Consider the following 21787-nt stretch of genomic DNA (forward strand, 5'->3'; position numbering starts at 1 on the left):
CGCCGACTCCGGCGGCCATCGCCGTGTCCGGGGTACGGCGACACCCGGCCGTTTGCGATCACCGACCCCGGGTACGCGCCAGCATGACCGACAACGACAGCCACGTGTGGCGCGACGAGGAACGCCTCCCCCTGGAGGAACTGGACCGGGCAATAGCCCGGTCGACGATCGACGGGCAGGCCGACGACGTGACCGGCAACGACGCCGGCGAGGAGGCCGCGTTCGGGCACGGCCCGGAGGCGGTGGACCGGGGCGCGGCGCCCGCCGAGCGGGAGCGCGAGCGCACGGACGCGGACCGGGCGTACCGACCGTCGACCATCGGACGGACCGGCCCGGACACGATGTGACCTCCCGCGGCCGGCTCAGCGCCGCCGTGCGGCACCGGCCTGCAGGAGGATCAGCGCCACGGCGAGGACCGTCAGCGCCGCGCCGAGCAGCTCGACGGAGGTGTGCCCGAGCAACACGCCGATGCCGGTGGGCACCAGCGCGGCGCCCACACCGGCCCCGGCGATCTGCACCCCGATCGCCCGGTCGGCGTGCCCGGCACCGACCCGGTCGACGGTGCTGAGGGTCAGCAGTGGGAAGACCGGTGCGGCGGCGAAGCCCAGCACCAGCAGCCCGGCCACCGCCACCCAGGCGGGTGCGGGCAGGGCGATCAACGCGGCCCCCGCGACCATGCCGAACAGACTCCCGCGCAGTACCCGGGTGGTGCCGAGCCGTTCGGAGACGACGCCCTGCACCAGCCGCCCCACGAACAGGCTCCCCCAGTAGCCCGAGACGCAGACCCCGGCTGCCCCGGCGGTGAGGCCACGCCCGTCGGTGAGCAGCAGGAAGGCCCAGAGCCCGGCGGCGACCTCGATCGCCACGTACACCGCGAAGGCCAGCGCGCCCAGCCAGACGGCCGGTAGACGCAGCGTCTCGCGGATCCGGACCGGGGTGATGGGCTTGTGCGGCCCGGGACCGGCGGCGGTCGAGGAGGGCGCAGCCGCTCCGGTCGCAGCCCGGTCCCGCCAGGCCCGCACGGTGAGGGCGAACGCGACGGCGAGGGCGAGTTGGCTGGCGGCGACGACGCCGTATCCCCAGCGCCAGGCGAGGCCCAGACCGAGCGTCGCGGTCATCACCAGCGGGCCGATGGCCACGCCGAGCCCGAAGAACGCGTGCATCCAGTTCATGTGGCGCGGCCCGAAGGCGCCGGCCGCGTACGCGTTGAGCCCGGAGTCGACCGCCCCGGAGCCGAGCCCGAGCACCAGCGCGCAGGCCGTCATGACGACGAGCGCCGGGCTGGTGGCGTAGCCGGTGAGGGCCAGGCTGGCCAGCAGGGTGCTGCCGGCGAGAAGCCAGCCGACGCCGATCCGGGCCAGGGTGAACCCGGCCACCAGGCTGGAGGTGAGGTACCCCACGGTGCCGGCCGTGAGCACCAGTCCGACCGCCTCGGTGGGCACGTCGAAGTCGGCCCGGATGGACGGCCAGCCGACGCCGATCAGCCCGTCCGGCAGGCCGAGGCTGACAAACGCGAGGTAGGCGAGCAGGAGCAGCGAGGGGCGGGGCGGCGCAGGGGTGGACACGGCCGGTCATTCTGCGCCAGTCGACGGACGCGCACCCACCCGGCCCGTCTCGGCCGAGAACGAGCACACCCGACTGCGGCAGTCGCGTCCCCCGAAACGGCAAGAAATGCGATACGGAAGGCTGGAAAAGTGGACAGGCCATCCACAATCGTCCGATCGGGTGACGGCGATCGGCGGGTGCCGCGCAAGACTTTCGGAATGCATCAGGGCTCCGGCATTCTCACCGTTCGTCAGCGCCGCCTCGCCTGGCTCGGCTTCCTCCTCGCGGCCGTCCAGGCTCCGGTCGCCGCCAAGTTCGCCCCCGACGACTCGTGGCTGTTCAGCCTCTGCGTCGCCCTGATGGTGGCCACCGTGATCATCGCCGACGACGCCGCCCGACGCCGCCCGGCCGGCGCGCCCTCCTCCGACTAGCCGCCACCACCGGCCCGTCGAACGGTCCGCCCTGGTCAGCCTTCGTCGGCCGGGCGCGCCTCGTGCCCGGGGCGACCGCGGGTACGCCGCCGCTCCTTCATCTCCGCCTCGTAGAGGTGCCGTCGACCGTCGACCAGTTCGTCACGGGCCCGACGGTCGAGCTCCCGAAAGAGCGCGTAGTACCCGTCGTCGAAGTCCTCGACGATCTGGAAGGTCCACCGGCCGGCGATCACGTTACGGCCGAGCAGGTCGGCGGCGATCCGGTCGGCGATCCCGTCGTGCCCGGCCGCCCGGAACTTCTCGACGGCGTCATCGAGCATCAGGTCGGCGTGGCCGACGAGTTGGTGCAGCGAGTAGAGGTGCCCGCGGACCCGCTCGACGGTCTCCAGCGCCTCGCTGAGCTTGCCCAGCGCCTCCACGGTGGTGTCGCTCACGCCCACCGGGCGACGGTGCTGCCCGTCGGGCCCGTCCTGGTGTCCCATCCGTCCCCCATGTGTTCGGCCGCGCCCGTCTTCGCGCGTCCTCCCTTCTGCCCCGTCGAGACCGGGTCAATCCCCTCGGCCGGCGCGGGCCGATGAGTGGCGAACCGGGGCCGGCCGAGTGGCCGAGAGCGCCCCGGTTATCGGCCGGTTAGCCTCTGTATTCATGCGCGTGTCCTCGAACCGGGTGGCCGGCCGTGCCGCCGTGGAGTCCGCCAACGCCGTCCTCGCCGCGCTGACCGTCTCGATCGGCACCGCCGGGCTCGCCGCCGCCACGGCCCGACCCGGGCTGCTCGCCGAGGTCGACCAGCACGCCGCCGCCGTACGGGACAGCCTCGACGGCGACCGCCGACCGCTGACCCGGGCCGCGCTCGCCGGGTACACCGAGGGTGTCCGGGACGCCGCGCGGGAGCACGGCTGGCTGCCGCCCGCCCGGTCGGCGGACTGGTCGGAACCCGACTGGCTGCTCATCCGCCTGCTGGCGGTCTGCGCCCTGGCGCGATCGCTGGGCACCCGCCCGACGCCGCTGCCCACGCTCTGACGTACGAAAGCGGGGAGGGGGCCCGTGGCCCCCTCCCCCTTAGTGCTGTTGCGCTCAGCCGCTCGGGCGGCCGAACTGCTGGGTCTCGTCACCGCCGGGGCGGTTCCTGCCCTGCCCGCCGGAGACGCCGCTCATGGAACCCTCCGACATCGGCGTGGCCTGGGTGCGTCCGGCACCCGTCCGGTCGGCCATCCGCCGCTCGACGTCGCCCCGGCCGGCACCCTGGGCCTGGCGGTGCTCCCGCAGCGTGCGAGATTCTTCGGAGGCCCGGTTGAGCCAGCCCTCCCAGCGGTTCTGCATCGGTTTGACCAGGCCACCGCCGAGGCCGACGATCAGGATGCCGGCCACCGTGGCGAGCACCGCAACCAGCACCGGGGTGGTGACGGTGGTGGCGATGCCCACCTGGTTCAGCGCGGCGATGATGCCCAGCGCCAGGATGAAGATCGCCGTCACGTCGGCCAGTACCCGGCCATAGGAGAGGCCGCCGAGGAAGCCGGTGACCAGGTCCCGCACCGCGTTGGCGATCGCGGCCGTCACGACCACGATGATGATCGCGACGAACGCCCGGGGCAGCCAGACGACCACGCCCCGGATCAGGTCGCTGATCGCGTTCGGCCCCCACACCCCGAAGGCGAACTGCAGGGTGAACAGCAGGACGGCGTAGTACGCCAGTTTCGCCAGGATGTCACTGGCATCGTATTTGGTGCGCTCCAACGCGCGCCGGATGCCACCCCGGTCGACCGCGCGATCGAACCCCACCCGTTCCAGTACCGTGTCTACGATCTTGAGGACCGCTTTGGCGATGAGCCACCCCACCACGAGGATCACGATGAACGCGATCGCCCTCGGGATGAAGAGCAGCACCGACCTCCACATATCGGTCAGGGCGTCCCCGATGTCTACCTGCCCGACCGCGAGGGTTTTCTGCATGGTGTCCCTCCTGTCGCATGGACTTCGACGGGCGCATACCCGTCCCGTCGGACAGCACGCCGCCCGACCGTAACGATTTTCCCGACATGTCCCCTCAGGTCGCCCCTGACCTGCCCTGACGCACACCACCGGCGGGGCCCGGGGAAGCCCGGCGACGGCGGGCGGCGACGCGATCGGGCCACCGGTCGGGCGCTCCGGCTAGGCTGCGGGCATGCCAGGCACGGTCGGGCGAGTGCCCACGCCAGCAACGCCCGCCGCCTCGGCGGCGCCCACCTCCGACGCGGCGGGCACCATGCTCGGCCACCCCTGGGCCGCCACGGCGCTCGGCCCACCGGGGCGGTGGGACCCCGCGGTACGCGGGGTGGTCGACCTGATCCTCGCCTCGCCGGTGCCGATGGCATTCGCGTACGGCGACGACCTCCTGCTGCTCTACAACGACGAGTACGCCACGCTGATCGGCGACCGCCACCCGGGTGCCATCGGCCGGCCGGCGACCGAGGTGTTCGCCGACGTCTGGGCCGAGCCGGGCGTCGGCGACGTGATCGACCGCGCCTACCGGCTGGGCGAGTCGTTCCTGGAGAAGGAGGCGGTGCTCCCCTTCGACCGGCACCGCCCCGGTGCCCGCGAGCAGGCCGTGTTCACCCGGGGCTACTCCCCCGTGCGGGACAGCGCGGGGCGGATCGCCGGGGTGCTGACCGTCGCCACCGAGACCAACCAGGTCACCGAGCAGTTGCAGAGCCTCAGCGACGTGGCCGCCGCGCTCGCCGGCACCCTCACCCTGGACGACGTGGCCCGGGTCGCCCTGCGCTACCTGCTCACCGCGTTCGACGCCGACCGGGTCACCTTCGGCGTCGACGACGGCGCCGGGTGGCGGACGGTCCGGCGGGTGCGCGGGGAACTGCTGGACGAGGCCGACGAGCGGCTGCCCCCGCTGTGGCGGCGCTCGTCCTCCGATTACCCCGGCCCGCTGGTCGTCGCCGCCCGCAGCGGGGTGCCCCAGTTCGTCGGCGACGGGCAGCCGCTGCGCGACATCGCGGTGGACCGGCACGACCAGAAGGTGCGGGCGCTGGCCGCCCAGCCGCTACGGACGTCGGTGCTGCGCGGCGGCCTGACCGTCGGCTACCACGAGGCCCACCCGTGGGCGGCTGCGGAGCGGGCCCTGCTGGCCGCCTCGGCCGAGCTGATCGGCCAGGCGGCCGAGCGGGCCCGCCGGTTCGAGACCCAGCACGGCACCGCCCAGCTGCTGCAACGCAGCATGCTGCCGGCACAGCTGCCCGACCTGCCCCGGCTGCGCATCGCCGCCCGGTACGCCCCGGGCGTCGACGGCAACGCCGCCGGCGGGGACTTCTACGATGCGTTCCTGCTGCCCACCGGCGAGCTGGGCATCGTGCTCGGCGACGTGGCCGGGCACGACGTGCAGGCTGCGGCGCGGATGGGTCAGGTCCGGGCCGCGCTGCGCGCGCTGGCGTTGGCCGACCCCCGACCGGACGCCGTACTCGCCGGGCTGGACCGCCTGGTGGGCAGCCTCAGCACCGAGACCGGCACCGAGGAACTCTTCGTGACGGTGGTGTTCGGGGTCATCGACGCGCCGCGGCAGCGGCTCACCCTGGCCAGCGCCGGCCACCCGGCGCCGCTGTTGCGGCGCTGCGCGCCCGACGGCGAGCCCCGGGCCGAGTACCTGGACGTGCCGCCCGGGGCCCCGCTCGGATTGGGCTCCGCCCCGCGCACCACGACCGTCCGGTTCGCGCCCGGGGACACCCTGCTGTTGTTCAGCGATGGGGTGGTGGAGCGGCGGTGGCAGAGCCTGACCGCCGGGCTGGACGGCCTCGCCGCCGCCGTCGCCGCCGCCGCCAGCGGGGATCCCCGGGCGTTGTGCGCGGTGGCGACCGCCGCCGTCGACGGCGCCACGGAGGACGACGTCGCAGTGCTGGCGGTGGAGCACGCGCTGATGCCGAGCCGCTCGGCCAGCATGGAGGTGCCGGCGGAGCCGACCGCGCCGAGCCGGGTGCGGCACTGGCTGACCGCCCAACTCGGTGACTGGCAGGTGCCCGAGTCGGTGGTCGGTGCGGCGGTGCTCTGCACCAGCGAGCTGACCACCAACGCGCTGCTGCACGCCGGCACCGCCGCCCGGGTCGAGATCGACCTCAGCCCGGAACGGCTGCTGGTGTCGGTGGCCGACTCCGGCACCCGGGGCACCGTGACCCGGGCCCGCACCGACACGCTGAGCAGCCGGGGACGCGGGCTCGGCCTGATCGAGCAGCTCAGCGACGCCTGGGGAACCGACCCGACGGTACGCGGGTCGACGGTCTGGTTCGAGATCCTCATTCCGGCCGGGCCGCCAGCCGGCGGCGGTGCGCCGAACGAGTGATCCACCGCCCATCGGGATGGGTTCGGACAAGCTCCTCCACCACCTGCTCGGCGCGGAGCGGGACCGGAGCGCGGACGGGAAGCTTCGCGACCTCGGCGGCCTTGGCCAAGCGGGTGAGTTGGTCGGCCAGCACGCCGGGGTGACCGCTGACCGGGCGGCGCAGCACCATCGCGTCGAGTACCACGACCAGCGGCACCGGCCTTTCCCGGTTGGTGATCTGCTGTCGTTCCAGGCGGGAGGTCACACGCTGGTCGATCGAGGGTGGGGAGCGGTACCGCATCGGTTCTGGCCGGCACGCATACCGCGACCGTCGACGGGGCAAGCTCCGTCACCACCTGCCCGCGCCGCGGGCGAGGCGGAAAGGTGGTGCCGTGGAACCGGTAGACGTCGCGTTTGCGGTGGTGGGCCTGGGTGCCCTGCTCGCCGGCATTCTCCCCAGGTTGCTGGAGCGTCGCCCCCTGTCGATGCCGATCGCGTTCCTCGGCCTGGGCATGTTGATCTTCATACTGCCGACCGGGCTACCCAACCCGGACCCCCTGAAGTACCCCGAGGTCGCCACGCACCTGACCGAGATCGGCGTGATCGTCGCGCTGATGGGCGCGGGCCTGAAGATCGACCGGCCGTTGAGCTGGACGAGGTGGTCGTCCACCTGGCGGATGCTGGCGATCGCGATGCCGGTGTGCATCGCGGCGGTGGCGCTGCTGGGCTGGTGGTGGGCGGGGCTGGTGCCGGCCGCCGCGCTGCTGCTCGGCGCGGCGCTCGCCCCGACCGACCCGGTGCTCGCCTCCGACGTGCAGGTCGGCGAGCCGACCGACGTGGAGGACTCCGAGGACGAGGTGCGCTTCGCGCTGACCAGCGAGGCCGGGCTCAACGACGGCCTGGCTTTCCCCTTCGTGTACGCGGCCATCGCGATCGCCACCACCAGTCTCGCCCCGGGCGAGTGGTTCGCCGAGTGGTTCGCCGTCGACGTGCTGTACAAGCTGGCCGTGGGCGTCGGCGGCGGGCTGCTGGTGGGCTGGCTGCTCGGCAAGCTGTTCTTCCGCGCCCCGAGCGAGCTCCGGCTGGCCCGGCACTCCGAGGGCTTCCTGGCCCTCGCCGCGACCTTCCTGGCGTACGGGCTGGTCGAGGTGGTGGGCGGATACGGCTTCCTGGCCGTGTTCGTGGCGGCACGGGCGATCCGGGCGGCCGAGCGCACCCACGAGTTCCACTCCGTGCTGCACGGCTTCGCCGAGCAGGTCGAGCGGCTGCTGACCGTACTGCTGCTCCTGCTCTTCGGTGGCGCGGTGGTCGGCGGCCTGCTCGCCCCGCTGACCTGGCCGGCGGCGCTGGTGGGGCTGGCGCTGATCTTCGTGGTCCGGCCACTGGTCGGCTGGGTGTCGCTGCGCGGCGCGCCCGGCCTTCCGAAGGAGCACTGGGTGATCTCGCTGTTCGGCATCCGGGGCGTCGGCTCGTTCTACTACCTGGCGTACGCGACGACGAAGGCCGACTTTCCGCAGGCCGACCTGATCTGGGCCACGGTCGGACTGGTGGTGATCGTCTCAGTGGTGGTGCACGGGGTGGCCGCCACGCCGGTGATGCAGCTCCTTGACCGCGAGGGCGAGCGCACCGGGGACCCCTCCGAACGCACCCCGACCCCCGCCACCGTCTGACCCCACCCCGGCACCACCGGCGCGGCGACGATTTCAGCGGAAGGAGTCGTAGAAGTCGTGGAGCATGTTGTGCAAGTTGTCCCGGTCGTACTTCTCGATCTCGAGGATGAGGTCCAGCAGTTGGGTGGTGTCCTTGGGGATCTGGCAGTTCGTCTCGACGACGAGCGCGTCGAGCATCCAGTGCAGGAGCTGGGCCACCGGCGCCTGGGCCGCGAGGTCGGAGTTGATGGTGAACCGGATGGTGCCGTCGAGGTTGGTCACCGTCGAGTAGTTGAGCATCTTCGCCTCGGTCCGCACCACCAACCGCCCCTCCGCCCGCATCAGCGCCAGCATCGCGGCGTGCAGTGCCTCCATGTACGCCGCGAGCAGCGGCGCGTACGCCCGGTCCTGCGGCAGGTCGGTGAGCACGACGGCGACCGGCTTGGGCAGATCGGCCCGGCTGAAGTCGAGGCGGGTGAAGTCGTAGGTGCGCACCCAGGCTCGGGTGATCCGGGACGCGAGCACGGTGTGCAGCGAGTCCATCCGGGGCGCGGTGCGCCCCCGCATCGCGGCCACGTCGAGGTCGGTCGGGAACGGGCCGCCCTGGCCGAGCACCTCGTAGACGGTCTGTTCGTAGTTGGCGGCGTTCTGCAGGCCGACCGGGCCCGGCAGGTAGTAGGCGGCGTTGCGGTGGCGGTAGACGATGTCGACCGTCGGGTTCTCCGTCAGGGTGTGCGTTCCCTCGTGGGCGAGCGTGGCGGCGAGCTCCCCCGGGTGCATCGTGCCGTCGAGGGCGGAGCGGCCCACGTGGATGATCGCGGTGTCACCCTGACCGCTGGCGAGGGCGGCCATCCCGGCGGGCAGCGAGGGGTTGTAGACGAATCCCGACCGTCGGCCGTCGGTGCGCTTGAGCATGCCTTCCAGCGCCGTGACCGTCTGCGCGAAACGCGCCTTCGCCAGCATCGAGGTCGACCCGAACAGGCGCGCGAAGGCGGTGTTGACGGCGGCGTGGGTGGGCTTGTTGGTGTCGTTCATGACGTCGACGATCTTCGTCTTCAACTCGTCCACGGCGGCGGTGAGGTAGGAATTACCCAGGGCGGACGGCACGACCCCGTCGAGGGAGTCCTGCACCTCCTTGAACAGGGTGGCCATCTGCTCGACCGTCGCGCCGCGCACCGTGATCTGCTGCATCCAGGCCCCGGCGGCCAGGGCGACGGCCTTGTCGAGCCGGGCGGTCAACTGGTCGCGGCGCAACCCGGCCGGCAGCGCCTGGACCGTGGGGCGCAACCGCTGCAGTTCGCAGGCGATCAGCACCCGGTAGGTCTGGAACACCTCGCGCCGGCCGAGGTCGAGCGCTTTCCTGGTCGCCTCGTCGGGGAACGGGAACATGCGGGAGCTCCTTCTGCTCGGCTGGCTCGGCCGATCAGCCGAACGTTGGCAAATAGGTAGCACCCGAACGTCTGCGGCGGTCAGTGGCAAGTCGGCCAACGGACAATGGGTGTGACCGTTACCGGCGGCCGGACGGACGAACGTTGCGCGGCCGGTTCTGAACCGGTGGGGCCGGGGAACCGATGGGCCGGTTGGCCGGGGCGTCGTGCGGGGACCAGGAAACTCAGGGACGCAGGCGGTCGGCCAGGGCCCGGCCGAGGTCATGGCCGGAGCGCCAGGCGGTCTGCACCCGGGGCTTGCCGAAGGCGTCGCCGGCCAGGCCGATTCCGTCGTCGTCCAGGTAGTACGTCCCGGCCCCGCCGGGGACGGTTGGCGTCGCGTACGTCCAGCGGTGCACGTGCACGTGCTCGGCGCGCTCGGGCAGGCCGAGCAGGTCGCGGACGGCCTGCTCTAGCGCCGCCCCGGCCCCGGTGGGCTGGGCGAGGTGCCCGGCGGCGAACCCGGGCGTGGTGTGCGCGACCAGCACCGGCGCGTGGTCCCCGCGCCGATCGCCGTCGTCGCAGACGAGGCTGAGCAGCGGATGGTCGTTGACGAAGGCACCCCGGAAGTCGGGCCAGGACCGGGTCGGGAAGCGCAGCACGCCGCTCAGCGTCGGTGCCCAGCGCTGCGCCTCGACAGCGGCGGTGGCCGTCGCGAGCGCCGGGTCCAGCAACAGTGCCGCCTGGGGCCCCGGAATGGCCAGCACCACGGCGGCGCAGGGCTCCCCCTCGACATACGGCCCGCGTTCGACGTCGAGCACCAGCCGATCGACCACCACGGGCAGGTCGGCGGCCAGGTACTCGACCAGGGATCGCAGCCCACGCGGGGCCGCCCAACGCATCGGGCCGGGCACCTCCCGCCGTCCCTGGGCCGAGTACGCCACGAAGGTGTCGGTCCACTCCCGGGCCAGCCCGGCGGCTTCCCAGCCGCGTACCACCTCGGCGAAGTCCGGGTCGCTGACGGTGAAGTACGCCGCCCCGAGATCCGCCGGCCGCCCGTCGAAGCGCCTGCTGGCCATCCGCCCTCCGGTCACCCGACCGCGCTCGCGGACCTGCACGGGAATTCCTGCCCGGTGCAACTCGGTGGCACAGGCCACCCCGGCGATCCCCGCCCCGATCACCACGACCCGCTTTTGGTCCCCGTCCATCCGGCGATCGTAGGTGTTCCCGGGCCGGCCAGGGGGGGCATGGACGTGCCGGCGCGCGCCGGTCGGGGCTTCACACGTCGTCAATGAGCGCGTACCTTGACGGAAACATGTGGGAGCGCTTCCACGCATTTCCATCTATCCCTGGGGACGTCCATGAGAAGCAGACCGGCGCTCGCGGCCCTGGCCGCCGGCGCGACCGCACTCACCGCCGCCACGACCGTCGCGGTCGGCCTTCTCGGCCCGGCCTCCGCCGTCGCCGCCGACTCCGCGTTCTACGTCGACCCGCAGACCAACGCCGCCCAGTGGGTGGCCGCCAACCCGGGCGACTCCCGGACCGCGGTGATCCGCGACCGGGTCGCCGCCGTGCCGCAGGCCCGCTGGTACACCCGCACCAACACCTCGACGGTACGCGGCGAGGTGGACCAGTTCGTCGGGGCCGCTGCCGCCGCGGGGAAGATCCCGATCCTGGTGGTCTACAACACCCCCAACCGCGACTGCGGCGGCGCCAGCGGCGGCGGGGCGCCCGACCACGCCACCTACCGGCAGTGGGTCGACCAGGTGGCCGCCGGCCTGGCCGGGCGACCCGCCACCATCGTGTTGGAGCCCGATGTGCTCCCGCTCATGACGAACTGCCAGAACTCCGGCCAGCAGGCCGAGACGAAGGCCTCCATGGCGTACGCCGGCAAGAAGCTCAAGGCCGGCTCTGCGCAGGCGAAGGTCTACTTCGACGCCGGGCACTCGGCGTGGCTCGCCCCGGCCGAGATCGCGTCCCGGCTGACCGGGGCGGACATCGCCAACAGCGCCGACGGCATCTCGCTCAACGTCTCCAACTACCGCACCACCGCCGAGTCCGTCGCGTACGCCAAGCAGGTCATCGCCGCCACCGGCGTGTCCCGGCTGAAGGCGGTCGTCGACACCAGCCGCAACGGCAACGGGCCGGCCGGCTCCGAGTGGTGCGACCCGCCGGGGCGGGCCATCGGCACGCCGAGCACCACCGCCACCGGTGACGCCGCGATCGACGCGTACCTCTGGGTGAAGCTACCCGGCGAGGCCGACGGCTGCCTCGCCGCGGCCGGCCAGTTCGTCCCGCAGCGGGCGTACGACCTGGCGGTCGCCGCCGGACCGGTCCCGACCACCCCCGCGCCCACCACGCCCGCCCCGACCACGCCGCCCCCGACCACGCCGCCGCCCACCACTCCCCCGCCCAGCACGCCGCCGCCGGCCCAGAGCTGCGCGGTCACCTTCACCCCCAACACCTGGACCGGCGGGTTCACCGCCGAGCTGCGGGTGACCAACCGGGGCGCCGCGCTCAACTCGTGGACGGTCGCCTTCACCGCCGGTGCCGGCGTGCGGCTGACCGGCGGCTGGAACGGCGAGTGGAGCCAGAGCGGCGAACGGATCACCGTCCGCAACTCCGCCTGGAACGGCGCGCTGCCGACGGGCGGCACGATCAGCGTCGGCTTCCAGGGCACCTACTCCGGCGCGAGCCTGCCCGCGCCGGTCGGCTTCACCCTCAACGGCGCGCCCTGCGCCTGATCCTCGCCGGAGCCCGCTGCGGCGCACGCAACGGCCGAACAACACTCGGGCGGGTGGATCGCACGATCCGCCCGCCCGGGGTTGCTCGCTTCGAGCGACGCAGCCGCAGGGCTCGGGCGTGGCGTCAGGCCCCCTGGCCCTGGTTCTGCATCAGCCCACCGTCCATGAAGTACGTCGAGCCGGTCACGTAGTCGGCGTCGTCGCTGGCCAGGAAGACGGCGAGCCGGCCGATCTCCTCGGGCTTAGCGGCCCGCTTCCACGGGATACTCTGCACCTGCTCCTCCAGGTAGGCCGGATCGTCGATGGCCTTCTGGTTGAACGGGGTGAGCACCATGCCCGGTCCGATGTTGTTGACGTTGAGGTGCATCGGCGCCACCTCCAGGGCCAGGCTCTTGGCGAACTCCAGCAGCGCGCCCTTGCTGGCGTCGTAGTCCGAGCCGCCGGCCCGGGCCACTTCCTGATGCACCGAGGTGGTGTTGATGATCTTCCCGTGGCCACCCTGGTCCCGCCGGTGCTGGACGAACCGACGGGAGGCGAAGAACGCCCCGTACACGTTGGTCCGGATGGCCCGGTCCCAGGTCTCGGTGTCCAGGTCCGCCACGGGGATGCCGGAGGCGTCGACCCCGGCGTTGTTCATCAGCACGTCGAGCGCGCCGAACTCCGCCAGGGCCTCGTCGAACATCGCCTCGACCTGAGACTCCTCGGAGATGTCGCATTGCACCACCGTCGCCCGGCGGCCGGCCTGCGCCACCTGGTCCCGGGTGTGTTCGGCTCCGGCGTGGTCGTGCAGGTAGTGCACCACCACGTCGGCGCCCTCGCGGGCGAACTGGATCGCCGTGGCCTGGCCGATGCCCGAGTCCGAGCCGGTGATCAGGGCGGTCTTTCCGTCGAGTCGTCCGGTCATCAGCGTGCTCCCTCCGTTCGTCCCGTGCCGGTGGGCACGGTCCGGCGCGGGCGGTCCGCGCCCTGGCGTAGCCGTTCCTCGGCCTCGGTCAGCAGCCCGGCGGCGTTGATCAGGCCGATGTGCGAGAAAGCCTGCGGGAAGTTGCCGAGCTGCTCCCCGGTGACCGGGTCGATCTGCTCGGCGAACAGGCCCAGGTCGTTAGCCCGGCCGGCGAGCTGGTCGAACAGCCGCCCGGCCCGGTCCAGCTCCCCGGCCAGGGCAAAGCAGCTCACCAGCCAGAACGAGCAGATGACGAAGCCGGCCGGGTCGCCGTCCCAGCGGCGCAGCAGCCCGCCGTGGGACAGCCGCGCCTCGACCACCTCCATCGTGGAGCGCATCCGGTCGTCGTCGGCGGGCAGGAAGCCCACCAGCGGCATGATGAGCACCGAGGCGTCCAGCTCGGCGGAGTCGAAGGCCCCGGTGTACGTGCCCAGCTGGTCGTTCCACCCCCGGGTGAGCACCGCGGAGCGGACGGCGTCGCGGGCCGCGGCCCAACGGGCCACGTCGGCATGGTCGCCGAGCCGGGGGCCGAAGCGCACCGCCCGGTCCAGTGCGGTCCAGCACTGCACCTTCGACGAGACGTAGTGCCGCTTCGCGTCGCGGGCCTCCCACATGCCCGCGTCCGGGCGGTGCCAGTCGCTGGCTGCCTGGTCGGCCAGGGCGCGCAGGAGCTGCCGCACCTCCGGGACCATCGGGTCGAGGTAGTGGCGCATCAGCCACGCCGCGTCGAGGATCTCCCCGAGCACGTCGTTCTGCCGCTGCCTCCACGCGTCGTTGCCGACCAGGACCGGCTGGCTGTCGGCATACCCGTCGAGGTGGTCGAGGCGGTGCTCAGTGAGGTCCCGCTCCCCCTCGACGCCGTACATGATGGGTGCCGGCCGGTCGCCGATGCGGCCCATCGCGTGAGCCACCCAGGCGAACTGCCGGGTTGCCTCGTCGGGACAGGCCGCCCGCCAGAGCGCCTGAAGGGTGAGGCTGAAGTCGCGGAGCCAGACGAAACGGTAGTCGTAGTTGCGGTCCCCGCCCGGCTCCTCGGGGAGCGAGGTGGTCGCCGCGGCGACAACCGCACCGCTGGGCTGGTACGTCATGCCCTGCACGATCAGCGCGCTCTGCCGCACCTGCTCCGGGTACCGGCCGTGGTACGGGTGCAGCCCCACCCAGGACCGCCAGCCGGCGACCGTCTCGGCCACCGCCCGGGCGGCGTCGGGCGGGGCGGACGGGGCGTCGCCGTACGTCGACGCGTAGCCCAGGCTGAAGCCGTACGACTTCCCGGCCCGGACGGTGAACACGGCCCCCGCCTCGCCCTCGCCGCACTCCAGGGCCACCTCGCCGCGCAGCGTCAGCCGGGTCGCCCCGGCGATCGCCTCGATCCCGTCGGCGGTCCCGGCCAGGTACGCGCTGACCCTGCCGTACTCGAACCGAGGCCGGTAGCGCAGCCGCACCGGCACCGCGCCGGAGACACCCTCCACCACCCGGACCAGCGCCCGGGGCGAGCGCAGCCCGACCTCGTGGCCGCGCGCGCCGGGCTCCAGCGCCAGCGCGTCGGTCACCGCCACCGACCCGTCGCGGGTGTGGAAGACGGTCCGCAGCACCAACGCGTCGTCCAGATAGGAGCGTTCGGTGGTGAAGTCCCCCTCCGGACGGATGGACCAGTGCCCCGCGTCGTCGTCGAGCAGCCGCCCGAAGACCGACGGGGCGTCGAAGCGCGCCGGGCACCACCAGTTGACCGAGCCGGCCCGGTCCACCAGGGCCGCGCTGCGACCGTCGGCAAGGAAGCCGTGCTCGCTGATCCGTCCGCTCTTCACGTCCGTGCCTACCCGGCGGCGCCGACCAGCATTCGTCGGGGCACCGCCGAATGCGGCCGGACCGGAGACCTCCGGGACCGAGGGGAGGTGGCGCGTTACCGGTCGGGGCCCGGGGGAACGCGGGAGGTCGACGAAGGAGGACGCTCATGACCAGATCCTCGAACCCCACCGCAGCCTGGCAACCCGGAGTCTCAGGCCGAAACGACCTCCCGTCCGGTCCGGCGGGCCACCCCGCCCCGCCCGGCGGCGACAGCCACGGCCCACCGGCCGGAGCCCCGAGCGTGACGATCGGGTCGTACCCGGACTATCCGTCCGCGCAGCGGGTGGTGGACTACCTGGCCGACAACCGGTTCCCGGTGGAACGCACCGCGATCGTGGGGACGAACCTCACCCTGGTCGAGACGGTCCTGGGCCGAATGACCACCGGCCGGGCGGCCCTGGTCGGCGCGGGAACCGGTGCGTGGTTCGGCCTCTTCATCGGGCTGCTCTTCGGGATCTTCGCCACCGGAAGCTGGGTGGCGGTGATCCTGGTCGGCCTGGTGGTCGGTGCGATCTGGGGTGCGGTGTTCGGCGCGGTCGCGCACGCGATGAGCGGTGGCGGGCGGGACTTCACGTCCGCCAGTTCCCTGCGTGCCGGCCAGTACGCGGTCACCGTCGACGCCGACCAGGCCGAACAGGCCCGGCAGTTGCTGGGCCGGATGCACCTGACGCCCACGGGCGCGACGGCCCGCTGAGGCCGATGCCACGGCGACGGCCCCGGGGCTGGACCCCGGGGCCGTCCTAGCCGGGGTCGGTGGCGAGGCGGGCGTGCAGGTGCTCGTCGTGCCGGCGGCCATCGCCGTAGCGATACGACTGGCGCAGCGTGCCCTCGGCGAGGTAGCCCGCCCGGTCGGCCACCCGGCAGGACGCCACATTCGCCACGGCGTGACAGAGCTCGATGCGGTGCAGGCCCAGCGCCGCGAAGCTCCAGGTGGTAAGTCGCCGAACCGCGCCTGTGGCGACGCCCCGCCCCCGGGCCGCGGGGACGGTCCAGTAGCCGACGCTGGCGTTCCCGCCGCCGATGCCGTGCATCGACACCGACCCCAGCAATGCGGTATCGCCGGGGTCGGCGACCGCGAGGGAGACGTGACCGCCACCCGACCAGTCGGCCCGCAGCCGCACCCAGTCGAGCGCGCGCGCCTCGTCCATGTCGCCCTGCGGGTTCCAGGTGGCCACCGCCGGGTCACGCAGGGCGGCCAGCACGTCGGGGGCGTCCGCCTCCCGCCAGGGGCGCAGCAGCAGTCCGGGGGCGGCGAGCACGACGTGGTCCACGGGGCAGGAGTCTGGCACGCCGCCGGCCCGGATGCCCGCCCGGGCTTCTCCCCCACCCACTCCCTTCAAATCCGAATTAAGTGACCCGGGACCGGCGTGCGCCGGCCATAACTCCAGCGCAGGCGTAGTTGTTGAAATTTGAAAGAGTGCTATGGTTGCGGGCATGACGGAGAGCCTGGACAGCGTGCGGATGGCCTGCTGGCGGGCGTACATCGAGTCGAGCCAGCGGCTGTTCACCCGGCTCGAGGACGACCTGCGAGCTGACAGCGAGCTGAGCTTCGCGGAATACCACGTGTTGGTCCTGCTCTCCGAGGCGCCGGGGCAGCGGCTGCGGATGGGCGAACTGGCCGGCCGGCTGGTTTTCTCACCCAGCCGGTTGACGTACCAGATCGCCTCGATGCAGCGGCGCGGCCTGGTGACCAAGCAGCCCTGCGCCGCGGACGGGCGGGGCAGTGAGGCGGTGCTCACCGCCGCCGGGCTGCTGACGCTGCGCGAGGCCGCGCCGCACCACCTGCGCTCCGTGCGCGCCCACCTGATGAACGACCTCGACGACGCCGAGATCGCCTGCCTGACCCGGGTCTTCGACCGTCTCGGTCGGCGCCTGCGCACCGACCGCGCCGCCTCGTCCACCCTCAGCGAATAAGGAGTTCGAGATGCCCGCCATCACCGTCGACGACGTCCTCGTCCTGCCCCGCCTGCCCCGGTTCGACGAGACCGGCAACTATCGGCCGGTCCGCCGCCTGACCACCGCCCCGAGCGGGTTCGAGGGTGAGGGCTTCCCGGTCCGCCGGGCCTTCGCCGGGGTGCCGATGCACGAACTCGACCCGTTCCTCCACCTCGACCAGATGGGCGAGGTGGACTACGCGCCGGGCGAGCCGAAGGGCACCTCGTGGCATCCGCACCGCGGCTTCGAGACGGTGACCTACATGATCGACGGGATCATGGACCACCAGGATTCGCAGGGCGGCGGCGGCACCATCACCGACGGCGACACCCAGTGGATGACGGCCGGCAGCGGCCTGCTGCACATCGAGGCCCCGCCGGAGCACCTGGTCGCCAGCGGCGGCCTCTTCCACGGCCTCCAACTCTGGGTGAACCTGCCGAAGGTGGCCAAGATGATGCCGCCGACGTACCAGGACATCCGCGGTCGGGAGTCGGCGCTGCTCACCACGCCGGACGGCGGCGCGCTCATCCGGGTCATCGCCGGCGAGGTGGCCGGGCACCGGGGGCCGGGCTCGACCCACACCCCGATCAGCATCGCCCACGTGACGGTGCAGCCCGGCGCCGAGCTGAGCCTGCCCTGGCAGCCGGACTTCAACGCGCTGGTCTACGTGCTCGCCGGCCGGGGCACGGTCGGCACCGACCGCCGGCCGTTCCACACCGGCCAGCTCGCCACCCACGGTCCGGGCGACGCGCTGCGGTTCACCGCCGACGCGAAGCAGGACTCGAACACCCCTGCCCTGGAGCTCTACGTGATGGGCGGGCAGCCGATCCGGGAGCCCGTGGCGCACTACGGCCCGTTCGTGATGAACACCCGGGACGAGCTGATCCAGGCGTTCGAGGACTTCCAGGCCGGCCGGCTCGGGGTGGTCCCGGCGCAGCGGCTGCCGCATACCGGGGGCCAGGGCGACCGTCCCTGAGGCGGGCACCTGACGGGCGTCACCGGGTGCACCCCGGTGGCGCCCGCCGAGGGGCTCAGGAGACCGCGAAGATCCCCGCCACCCCCAGCAGCACCATCACCAACACTGCCACCAGCGCCCCGCGCTCGCTCTCCACCGGCTGTTCGCGGTACTCGGTCACGGCGGCGTCGGTCGTCTCGATGGGCATAATGCGGCCTCCTCGGTGTTCGCGTCGGATTGCGGATGGGCGCCGCGCCGATCGTCAGCCAGCTCACCCGGAGTGCCGGTTGGCGTGCGGACCCGACGCGGGGGCCCTAACGTGAGGACGGTGTCGACCTCGGGAGGCTGGAGCGTGCCGTTACGGGACTGGTTCCTCACTGCGGAGGAACGCGCCAACCCGGCCTCTGAGTTACCCGTCTGGACGACCGGAAACCTCGCCGAGCCGCTGATTCACGGCGCCACGTACTTCGACCGGCTGGCCGACGAGGTGGAGGCGCTCGAGGAGGGCGACCACCTCTTCTTCACCGACTGGCGGGGCGACCCCGACGAACGACTGCGCCCGGACGGGCCGACCGTGGCCCAGTTGTTCAGCCGCGCCGCCCAGCGGGGTGTGCTGGTCAAGGGCCTGCTCTGGCGCTCCCACCTCGACACCCTGTCGTTCAGCGAGGCGGAGAACCGCAGCCTCAGCGAGACGATCTGCGCGGCCGGCGGTGAGGTGCTGCTCGACCAGCGGGTCCGACGCGGCGGCTCGCACCACCAGAAGCTGGTGGTGCTGCGCCACCCGGGGGCGCCCGAGCGGGACGTGGCCTTCGCCGGCGGTATCGACCTGTGCCACAGCCGCCGGGACGACGCCGACCACGCCGGCGACCGGCAGGCGGTGCGGATGTCCCCCCGGTACGGCGCCACCCCGCCCTGGCACGACGTGCAACTCGCCCTACGCGGGCCGGTGGTCGGCGCGCTCGACACGGTGTTCCGGGAGCGGTGGACCGACCCGATGCCGCTGGACTCGGAGAACCCGCTGGCGTACCTACGGGACCGGCTGCGGGGCGCGGACCTGACCCCGGATCCGCTGCCCGAGCAGCCGCCCGAACCGCCGCCGTGCGGCCCGCACCAGATCCAGGTGCTGCGCACCTACCCGGCGGTGCGCCCGCGCTACTCCTTCGCCCCCGACGGTGAGCGCACGGTGGCGCGCGGCTACACCAAGGCCGTGCGCCGGGCCCGGCGGCTGATCTACCTGGAGGACCAGTACCTCTGGTCGGCCGAGGTGGCCGACCTGTTCGCCCGGGCGCTGCGCGCCCACCCCGACCTGCATCTGGTGGCCGTCGTCCCCCGCTACCCGGACGTGGACGGCCGGTTCGCCCTGCCCCCGAACACGGTCGGCCGGGAGCAGGCGCTGGCGTTGTGCGGCAAGGCCGCCCCGGACCGGGTGCACGTCTTCGACGTGGAGAACCACGCGGGCGACCCGGTGTACGTACACGCCAAGGTGTGCGTGATCGACGACATGTGGGCGAGCGTCGGCAGCGACAACTTCAACCGCCGCTCCTGGACGCACGACAGCGAGCTCTCCTGCGCCGTACTCGACGAGACCCCGGACACCCGGGCCCCGCTCGACCCGGGCGGGCACGGCGACGGGGCCCGGCACTTCGCCCGGGAACTGCGGCTGCGGTTGTGGCGCGAGCACCTGGACCGGGACCCGGACGGCGGCGAGGACGACGACCTGCTCGACCCGGCGTCGGCGGTCGAGGCGATCACCGCGGCGGCCGATGCCCTCCAGCACTGGCACGACTCGGGCCGGGTCGGGCCCCGGCCGCCGGGCCGGCTGCGCCCGCACCGGCCGGAGCGGCTGCCCTGGTACACCCGGGCCTGGGCGCTGCCCGCGTACCGGCTGTTCTACGACCCGGACGGCAGGCCGCTGCGGGCCAGGTGGGCCGGGACCTGGTAACCGGGCCGACCCCCGACCGCCGCCGGGCCGTGGGTGAGCACGCTCTCCATCCCCGGGTACGCGAACGACGCGCGCGGTGAGTAGAAGCCCAACGTGATGACCAGCGGATTCGCGGGACGTAGCGGATAGACCGGGTGATCCGGGTCGAGAAAGGCCACCGACTCGACCTCGAACGGGGCCACCGGCTCGACCACGTACGGGTAGACGCCGCTGAGCAGGTCGGTGCCCCCGCCGTAGCGGTAGCGGTGGTGCCCGCTGCGGATGAGGTGGCTGGTGTCGCCGACGCGGGCCCGGGTCCGGATCAGCGGCGCCCCGTCGGCCTCGGTCTGCGCCACCAGCGTGTCGCCCCGCTGCTCCAGCCAGGTGCGGCCGGGCGTGACCGGGGCACGGCGCGCGGCGGCGTACTCGCGCACCCGGGAGCTGGAGCAGAGGTAGTGCGCCCACCAGCCAGCGGGCCGTTGCGCGGCGTCGGGGGCGGCGAGCGACACGCCGAGGTAGGTCAGCGAGTACGCGCCGAACCCGGAGGTCTGGGTCTCGTCGTCGACCACGTACTGGTTCATGAAGACCTGCCGCTGTTCGTCGGCGCGCAGGCCGGCCGGCAGCAGGGCGGCGACCGCGTCAGGGTCCGCCGGAAGCCAGCTGAGGTAGATCATCCGGCTGTGCACGACGAGGTGTGGTTCGGCGGGGTCGAGCACGATGCCTCCGGGCCAGCGGGGGTTTTCCGCGACGCTACGGGCGGCCCCGAGCGGGGACAACAACGGAAAGCCGACAGCCCGGCCGGCCTGTCGGCTTTCCTTCTGACGCCGACCGACGACGCATCGGCCGGTCGGCCGCCTCCGCTCGCCGACCGACCTTCCGGCCGAGTCGACCCACCGGCCGCCACCGGCCACCCGACAGGGGTTGACGCCGAACGGCCCCCGAAAGCCGCACCACCGGCCATGTCCGGCCTAACCGAACGGCCAGCGAAACGGTAATCGCGATCACATCTTCGTAACTTTATGCGGCTTTTGAGCGTTTTGTTGCCAGAAGAACCTTAAGTACATCGTACTTTCAGCTAGATTTCCAGGAGCCGATCAGGTTAAAGTGAGTCCCGAACGGACCATCTGAAGTTAAACCAAAGCGTCACGTCTTTTATCCGCGGACGAGGTGCAGGGAGGACCACCAATGACCGCGCCAACGATGAGCGAGCAGACGAAGACACCGCCGGCCGCCGCCACCGAGAAGCTCAACCCGCGAGCGCTCACCGACAGCGCCGCCGACATCCTCAACGCCATGGCAGCGCTGCCCGCCAACCACCCGTCGCGCGCCGCGCTGCGGGACCGGGCGATCGAGGCATGGCTGCCCCTCGCCAATCACCTCGCCCACCGTTACAGCGGCCGGGGCGAGCCCACCGACGACCTGGCGCAGACCGCCGCCATCGGGCTGATCAAGGCGATCGACAAGTTCGACCCGTCGCGCGGTGTCGACTTCGCCGGCTACGCCATCCCGACGATCATCGGTGAGCTCAAGCGCCACTTCCGCGACCGCACCTGGGACATCCGGGTGCCGCGTCGCCTCCAGGAGCTGCGGCTGGCCATCTCCGACGCCAACAGCACGCTGCTGCAGACCCTGGGCCGCTCCCCGACGGTCACCGACATCGCCGCCCACCTCAAGCTCACCGAGGAAGAGGTCCTGGAGGGCCTGGAAGGTGCCCGCGCCTACAACGCGGTGTCGCTGTCCACCCCGACCGGCGACGGCGACCGGGCCACCGAGCTGGGCGACATGCTCGGCGGCGAGGACGGCGAGTTCGAGCTGGCCGAGCTGCGGGTGGCCCTGGGACCGGCGCTCGCCACGCTCGACGAGCGCGAGCAGAAGATCCTCACCCTGCGCTTCTACGGCAACCTCACCCAGTCGCAGATCGCCGACCAGATCGGCGTCTCGCAGATGCACGTGTCCCGGCTGCTGGCCCGGGCACTGACGAAGCTGCGGGGGCAGCTCGACGGCACGTACTAGAACGTGGATGCGGGTGGCCGGGCCGGCGGGCCCGGCCACCCGCACACCTGGGAAGGGGCGCCGCCGCGCCGGGGCGGGGGGGGGGGGGCCCCGGGGGCGGCCCCCCGCCGCGGGGGGGGGGGGGCCGGGGGGGGCCCCGGCG

Annotated in this window: 22 protein-coding genes; 11 read left to right on the forward strand and 11 right to left on the reverse strand. The window is 72.9% G+C overall.

The window, feature by feature from the left end:
- The first annotated feature begins 83 nt into the window (after positions 1-83).
- Positions 84-347 (forward strand): hypothetical protein, encoded by a 264-nt coding sequence (locus SNR22_RS19495; RefSeq protein WP_320068037.1) that lies wholly within the window; start codon positions 84-86, stop codon positions 345-347.
- Between the two features lie 15 nt (positions 348-362).
- On the opposite strand, the gene SNR22_RS19500 is transcribed toward SNR22_RS19495, so the two are convergent.
- Positions 363-1565: an MFS transporter gene (locus tag SNR22_RS19500; RefSeq protein ID WP_320068038.1), complete on the reverse strand. Its 1203-nt coding sequence runs from the start codon at positions 1563-1565 to the stop codon at positions 363-365.
- A 198-nt stretch (positions 1566-1763) separates the two neighbouring features.
- Between SNR22_RS19500 and SNR22_RS19505 the strand changes: the two genes are divergently transcribed.
- Complete coding sequence (locus SNR22_RS19505; RefSeq protein WP_320068039.1) at positions 1764-1976, forward strand: hypothetical protein; 213 nt, start codon at positions 1764-1766, stop codon at positions 1974-1976.
- A 35-nt stretch (positions 1977-2011) separates the two neighbouring features.
- Here SNR22_RS19505 and SNR22_RS19510 read toward each other — a convergent pair whose 3' ends face one another.
- Positions 2012-2458: a hypothetical protein gene (locus SNR22_RS19510; protein WP_320068040.1), complete on the reverse strand. Its 447-nt coding sequence runs from the start codon at positions 2456-2458 to the stop codon at positions 2012-2014.
- A 163-nt stretch (positions 2459-2621) separates the two neighbouring features.
- Between SNR22_RS19510 and SNR22_RS19515 the strand changes: the two genes are divergently transcribed.
- Positions 2622-2996 (forward strand): DUF6401 family natural product biosynthesis protein, encoded by a 375-nt coding sequence (locus SNR22_RS19515; protein ID WP_320068041.1) that lies wholly within the window; start codon positions 2622-2624, stop codon positions 2994-2996.
- Positions 2997-3050: 54 nt separating this feature from the next.
- Here the strand turns inward: SNR22_RS19515 and SNR22_RS19520 are convergent, their stop codons facing one another.
- Positions 3051-3926, reverse strand: coding sequence for a mechanosensitive ion channel family protein (locus SNR22_RS19520; RefSeq protein WP_320068042.1), 876 nt, complete (start codon positions 3924-3926; stop codon positions 3051-3053).
- Positions 3927-4137: 211 nt separating this feature from the next.
- Here SNR22_RS19520 and SNR22_RS19525 point away from each other — a divergent pair, with 211 nt between their 5' ends.
- On the forward strand, positions 4138-6294 hold the full coding sequence (locus SNR22_RS19525; protein WP_320068043.1) for a SpoIIE family protein phosphatase: 2157 nt from the start codon (positions 4138-4140) through the stop codon (positions 6292-6294).
- On the opposite strand, the gene SNR22_RS19530 is transcribed toward SNR22_RS19525, so the two are convergent.
- A complete protein-coding gene (locus tag SNR22_RS19530) occupies positions 6248-6538 on the reverse strand; it encodes a Scr1 family TA system antitoxin-like transcriptional regulator (RefSeq protein ID WP_320068044.1) in 291 nt (96 codons plus the stop codon). The two genes, SNR22_RS19525 and SNR22_RS19530, sit on opposite strands and share 47 nt — an antisense overlap.
- A 127-nt stretch (positions 6539-6665) precedes the next feature.
- Here SNR22_RS19530 and SNR22_RS19535 point away from each other — a divergent pair, with 127 nt between their 5' ends.
- Positions 6666-7943: a cation:proton antiporter gene (locus SNR22_RS19535; protein ID WP_320068045.1), complete on the forward strand. Its 1278-nt coding sequence runs from the start codon at positions 6666-6668 to the stop codon at positions 7941-7943.
- A gap of 33 nt (positions 7944-7976) precedes the next feature.
- Here SNR22_RS19535 and SNR22_RS19540 read toward each other — a convergent pair whose 3' ends face one another.
- Positions 7977-9311 (reverse strand): hypothetical protein, encoded by a 1335-nt coding sequence (locus SNR22_RS19540; RefSeq protein WP_320068046.1) that lies wholly within the window; start codon positions 9309-9311, stop codon positions 7977-7979.
- 223 nt (positions 9312-9534) lie between these two features.
- Positions 9535-10497, reverse strand: coding sequence for an NAD(P)/FAD-dependent oxidoreductase (locus SNR22_RS19545; RefSeq protein WP_320068047.1), 963 nt, complete (start codon positions 10495-10497; stop codon positions 9535-9537).
- A gap of 153 nt (positions 10498-10650) precedes the next feature.
- On the opposite strand from SNR22_RS19545, the gene SNR22_RS19550 reads away from it, so the two are divergent.
- Complete coding sequence (locus SNR22_RS19550) at positions 10651-12033, forward strand: glycoside hydrolase family 6 protein (RefSeq protein WP_320068048.1); 1383 nt, start codon at positions 10651-10653, stop codon at positions 12031-12033.
- Between the two features lie 124 nt (positions 12034-12157).
- On the opposite strand, the gene SNR22_RS19555 is transcribed toward SNR22_RS19550, so the two are convergent.
- Together SNR22_RS19555 and SNR22_RS19560 are read right to left on the reverse strand one after the other, a co-directional pair.
- Positions 12158-12937, reverse strand: coding sequence for a glucose 1-dehydrogenase (locus tag SNR22_RS19555; RefSeq protein ID WP_320068049.1), 780 nt, complete (start codon positions 12935-12937; stop codon positions 12158-12160).
- Complete coding sequence (locus tag SNR22_RS19560; RefSeq protein WP_320068050.1) at positions 12937-14781, reverse strand: glycoside hydrolase family 15 protein; 1845 nt, start codon at positions 14779-14781, stop codon at positions 12937-12939. Before SNR22_RS19560 ends, SNR22_RS19555 begins: the two co-directional genes overlap by 1 nt.
- Positions 14782-14927: 146 nt before the next feature.
- Here SNR22_RS19560 and SNR22_RS19565 point away from each other — a divergent pair, with 146 nt between their 5' ends.
- Positions 14928-15515 carry a general stress protein gene (locus tag SNR22_RS19565; RefSeq protein WP_320068051.1) on the forward strand — a complete coding sequence of 196 codons (588 nt, stop codon included), beginning with the start codon at positions 14928-14930 and terminating at the stop codon, positions 15513-15515.
- Between the two features lie 46 nt (positions 15516-15561).
- On the opposite strand, the gene SNR22_RS19570 is transcribed toward SNR22_RS19565, so the two are convergent.
- Positions 15562-16092, reverse strand: a complete 531-nt coding sequence (locus SNR22_RS19570; protein ID WP_320068052.1) for a GNAT family protein — start codon at positions 16090-16092, stop codon at positions 15562-15564.
- Positions 16093-16255: 163 nt separating this feature from the next.
- On the opposite strand from SNR22_RS19570, the gene SNR22_RS19575 reads away from it, so the two are divergent.
- Both SNR22_RS19575 and SNR22_RS19580 read left to right on the forward strand, forming a co-directional pair.
- Positions 16256-16735: a MarR family winged helix-turn-helix transcriptional regulator gene (locus SNR22_RS19575; RefSeq protein WP_320068053.1), complete on the forward strand. Its 480-nt coding sequence runs from the start codon at positions 16256-16258 to the stop codon at positions 16733-16735.
- Positions 16736-16745: 10 nt separating this feature from the next.
- The gene (locus SNR22_RS19580) at positions 16746-17732 is read left to right on the forward strand and encodes a pirin family protein (RefSeq protein WP_320068054.1); all 987 of its coding nucleotides are present in this window, start codon (positions 16746-16748) and stop codon (positions 17730-17732) included.
- A gap of 55 nt (positions 17733-17787) precedes the next feature.
- Here the strand turns inward: SNR22_RS19580 and SNR22_RS19585 are convergent, their stop codons facing one another.
- Positions 17788-17919, reverse strand: coding sequence for a hypothetical protein (locus tag SNR22_RS19585; protein WP_320068055.1), 132 nt, complete (start codon positions 17917-17919; stop codon positions 17788-17790).
- Positions 17920-18063: 144 nt separating this feature from the next.
- Between SNR22_RS19585 and SNR22_RS19590 the strand changes: the two genes are divergently transcribed.
- On the forward strand, positions 18064-19653 hold the full coding sequence (locus tag SNR22_RS19590; protein ID WP_320068074.1) for a phospholipase D family protein: 1590 nt from the start codon (positions 18064-18066) through the stop codon (positions 19651-19653).
- Here the strand turns inward: SNR22_RS19590 and SNR22_RS19595 are convergent.
- A complete protein-coding gene (locus SNR22_RS19595) occupies positions 19602-20348 on the reverse strand; it encodes a hypothetical protein (protein ID WP_320068056.1) in 747 nt (248 codons plus the stop codon). The genes SNR22_RS19590 and SNR22_RS19595 overlap by 52 nt on opposite strands.
- A 469-nt stretch (positions 20349-20817) precedes the next feature.
- Between SNR22_RS19595 and SNR22_RS19600 the strand changes: the two genes are divergently transcribed.
- Positions 20818-21645, forward strand: coding sequence for a SigB/SigF/SigG family RNA polymerase sigma factor (locus tag SNR22_RS19600; protein ID WP_320068057.1), 828 nt, complete (start codon positions 20818-20820; stop codon positions 21643-21645).
- Positions 21646-21787: the final 142 nt, after the last annotated feature.

The sequence above is a fragment of the Micromonospora sp. RTGN7 genome, from assembly GCF_033804645.1.
Classification (GTDB): Bacteria; Actinomycetota; Actinomycetes; order Mycobacteriales; family Micromonosporaceae; genus Micromonospora.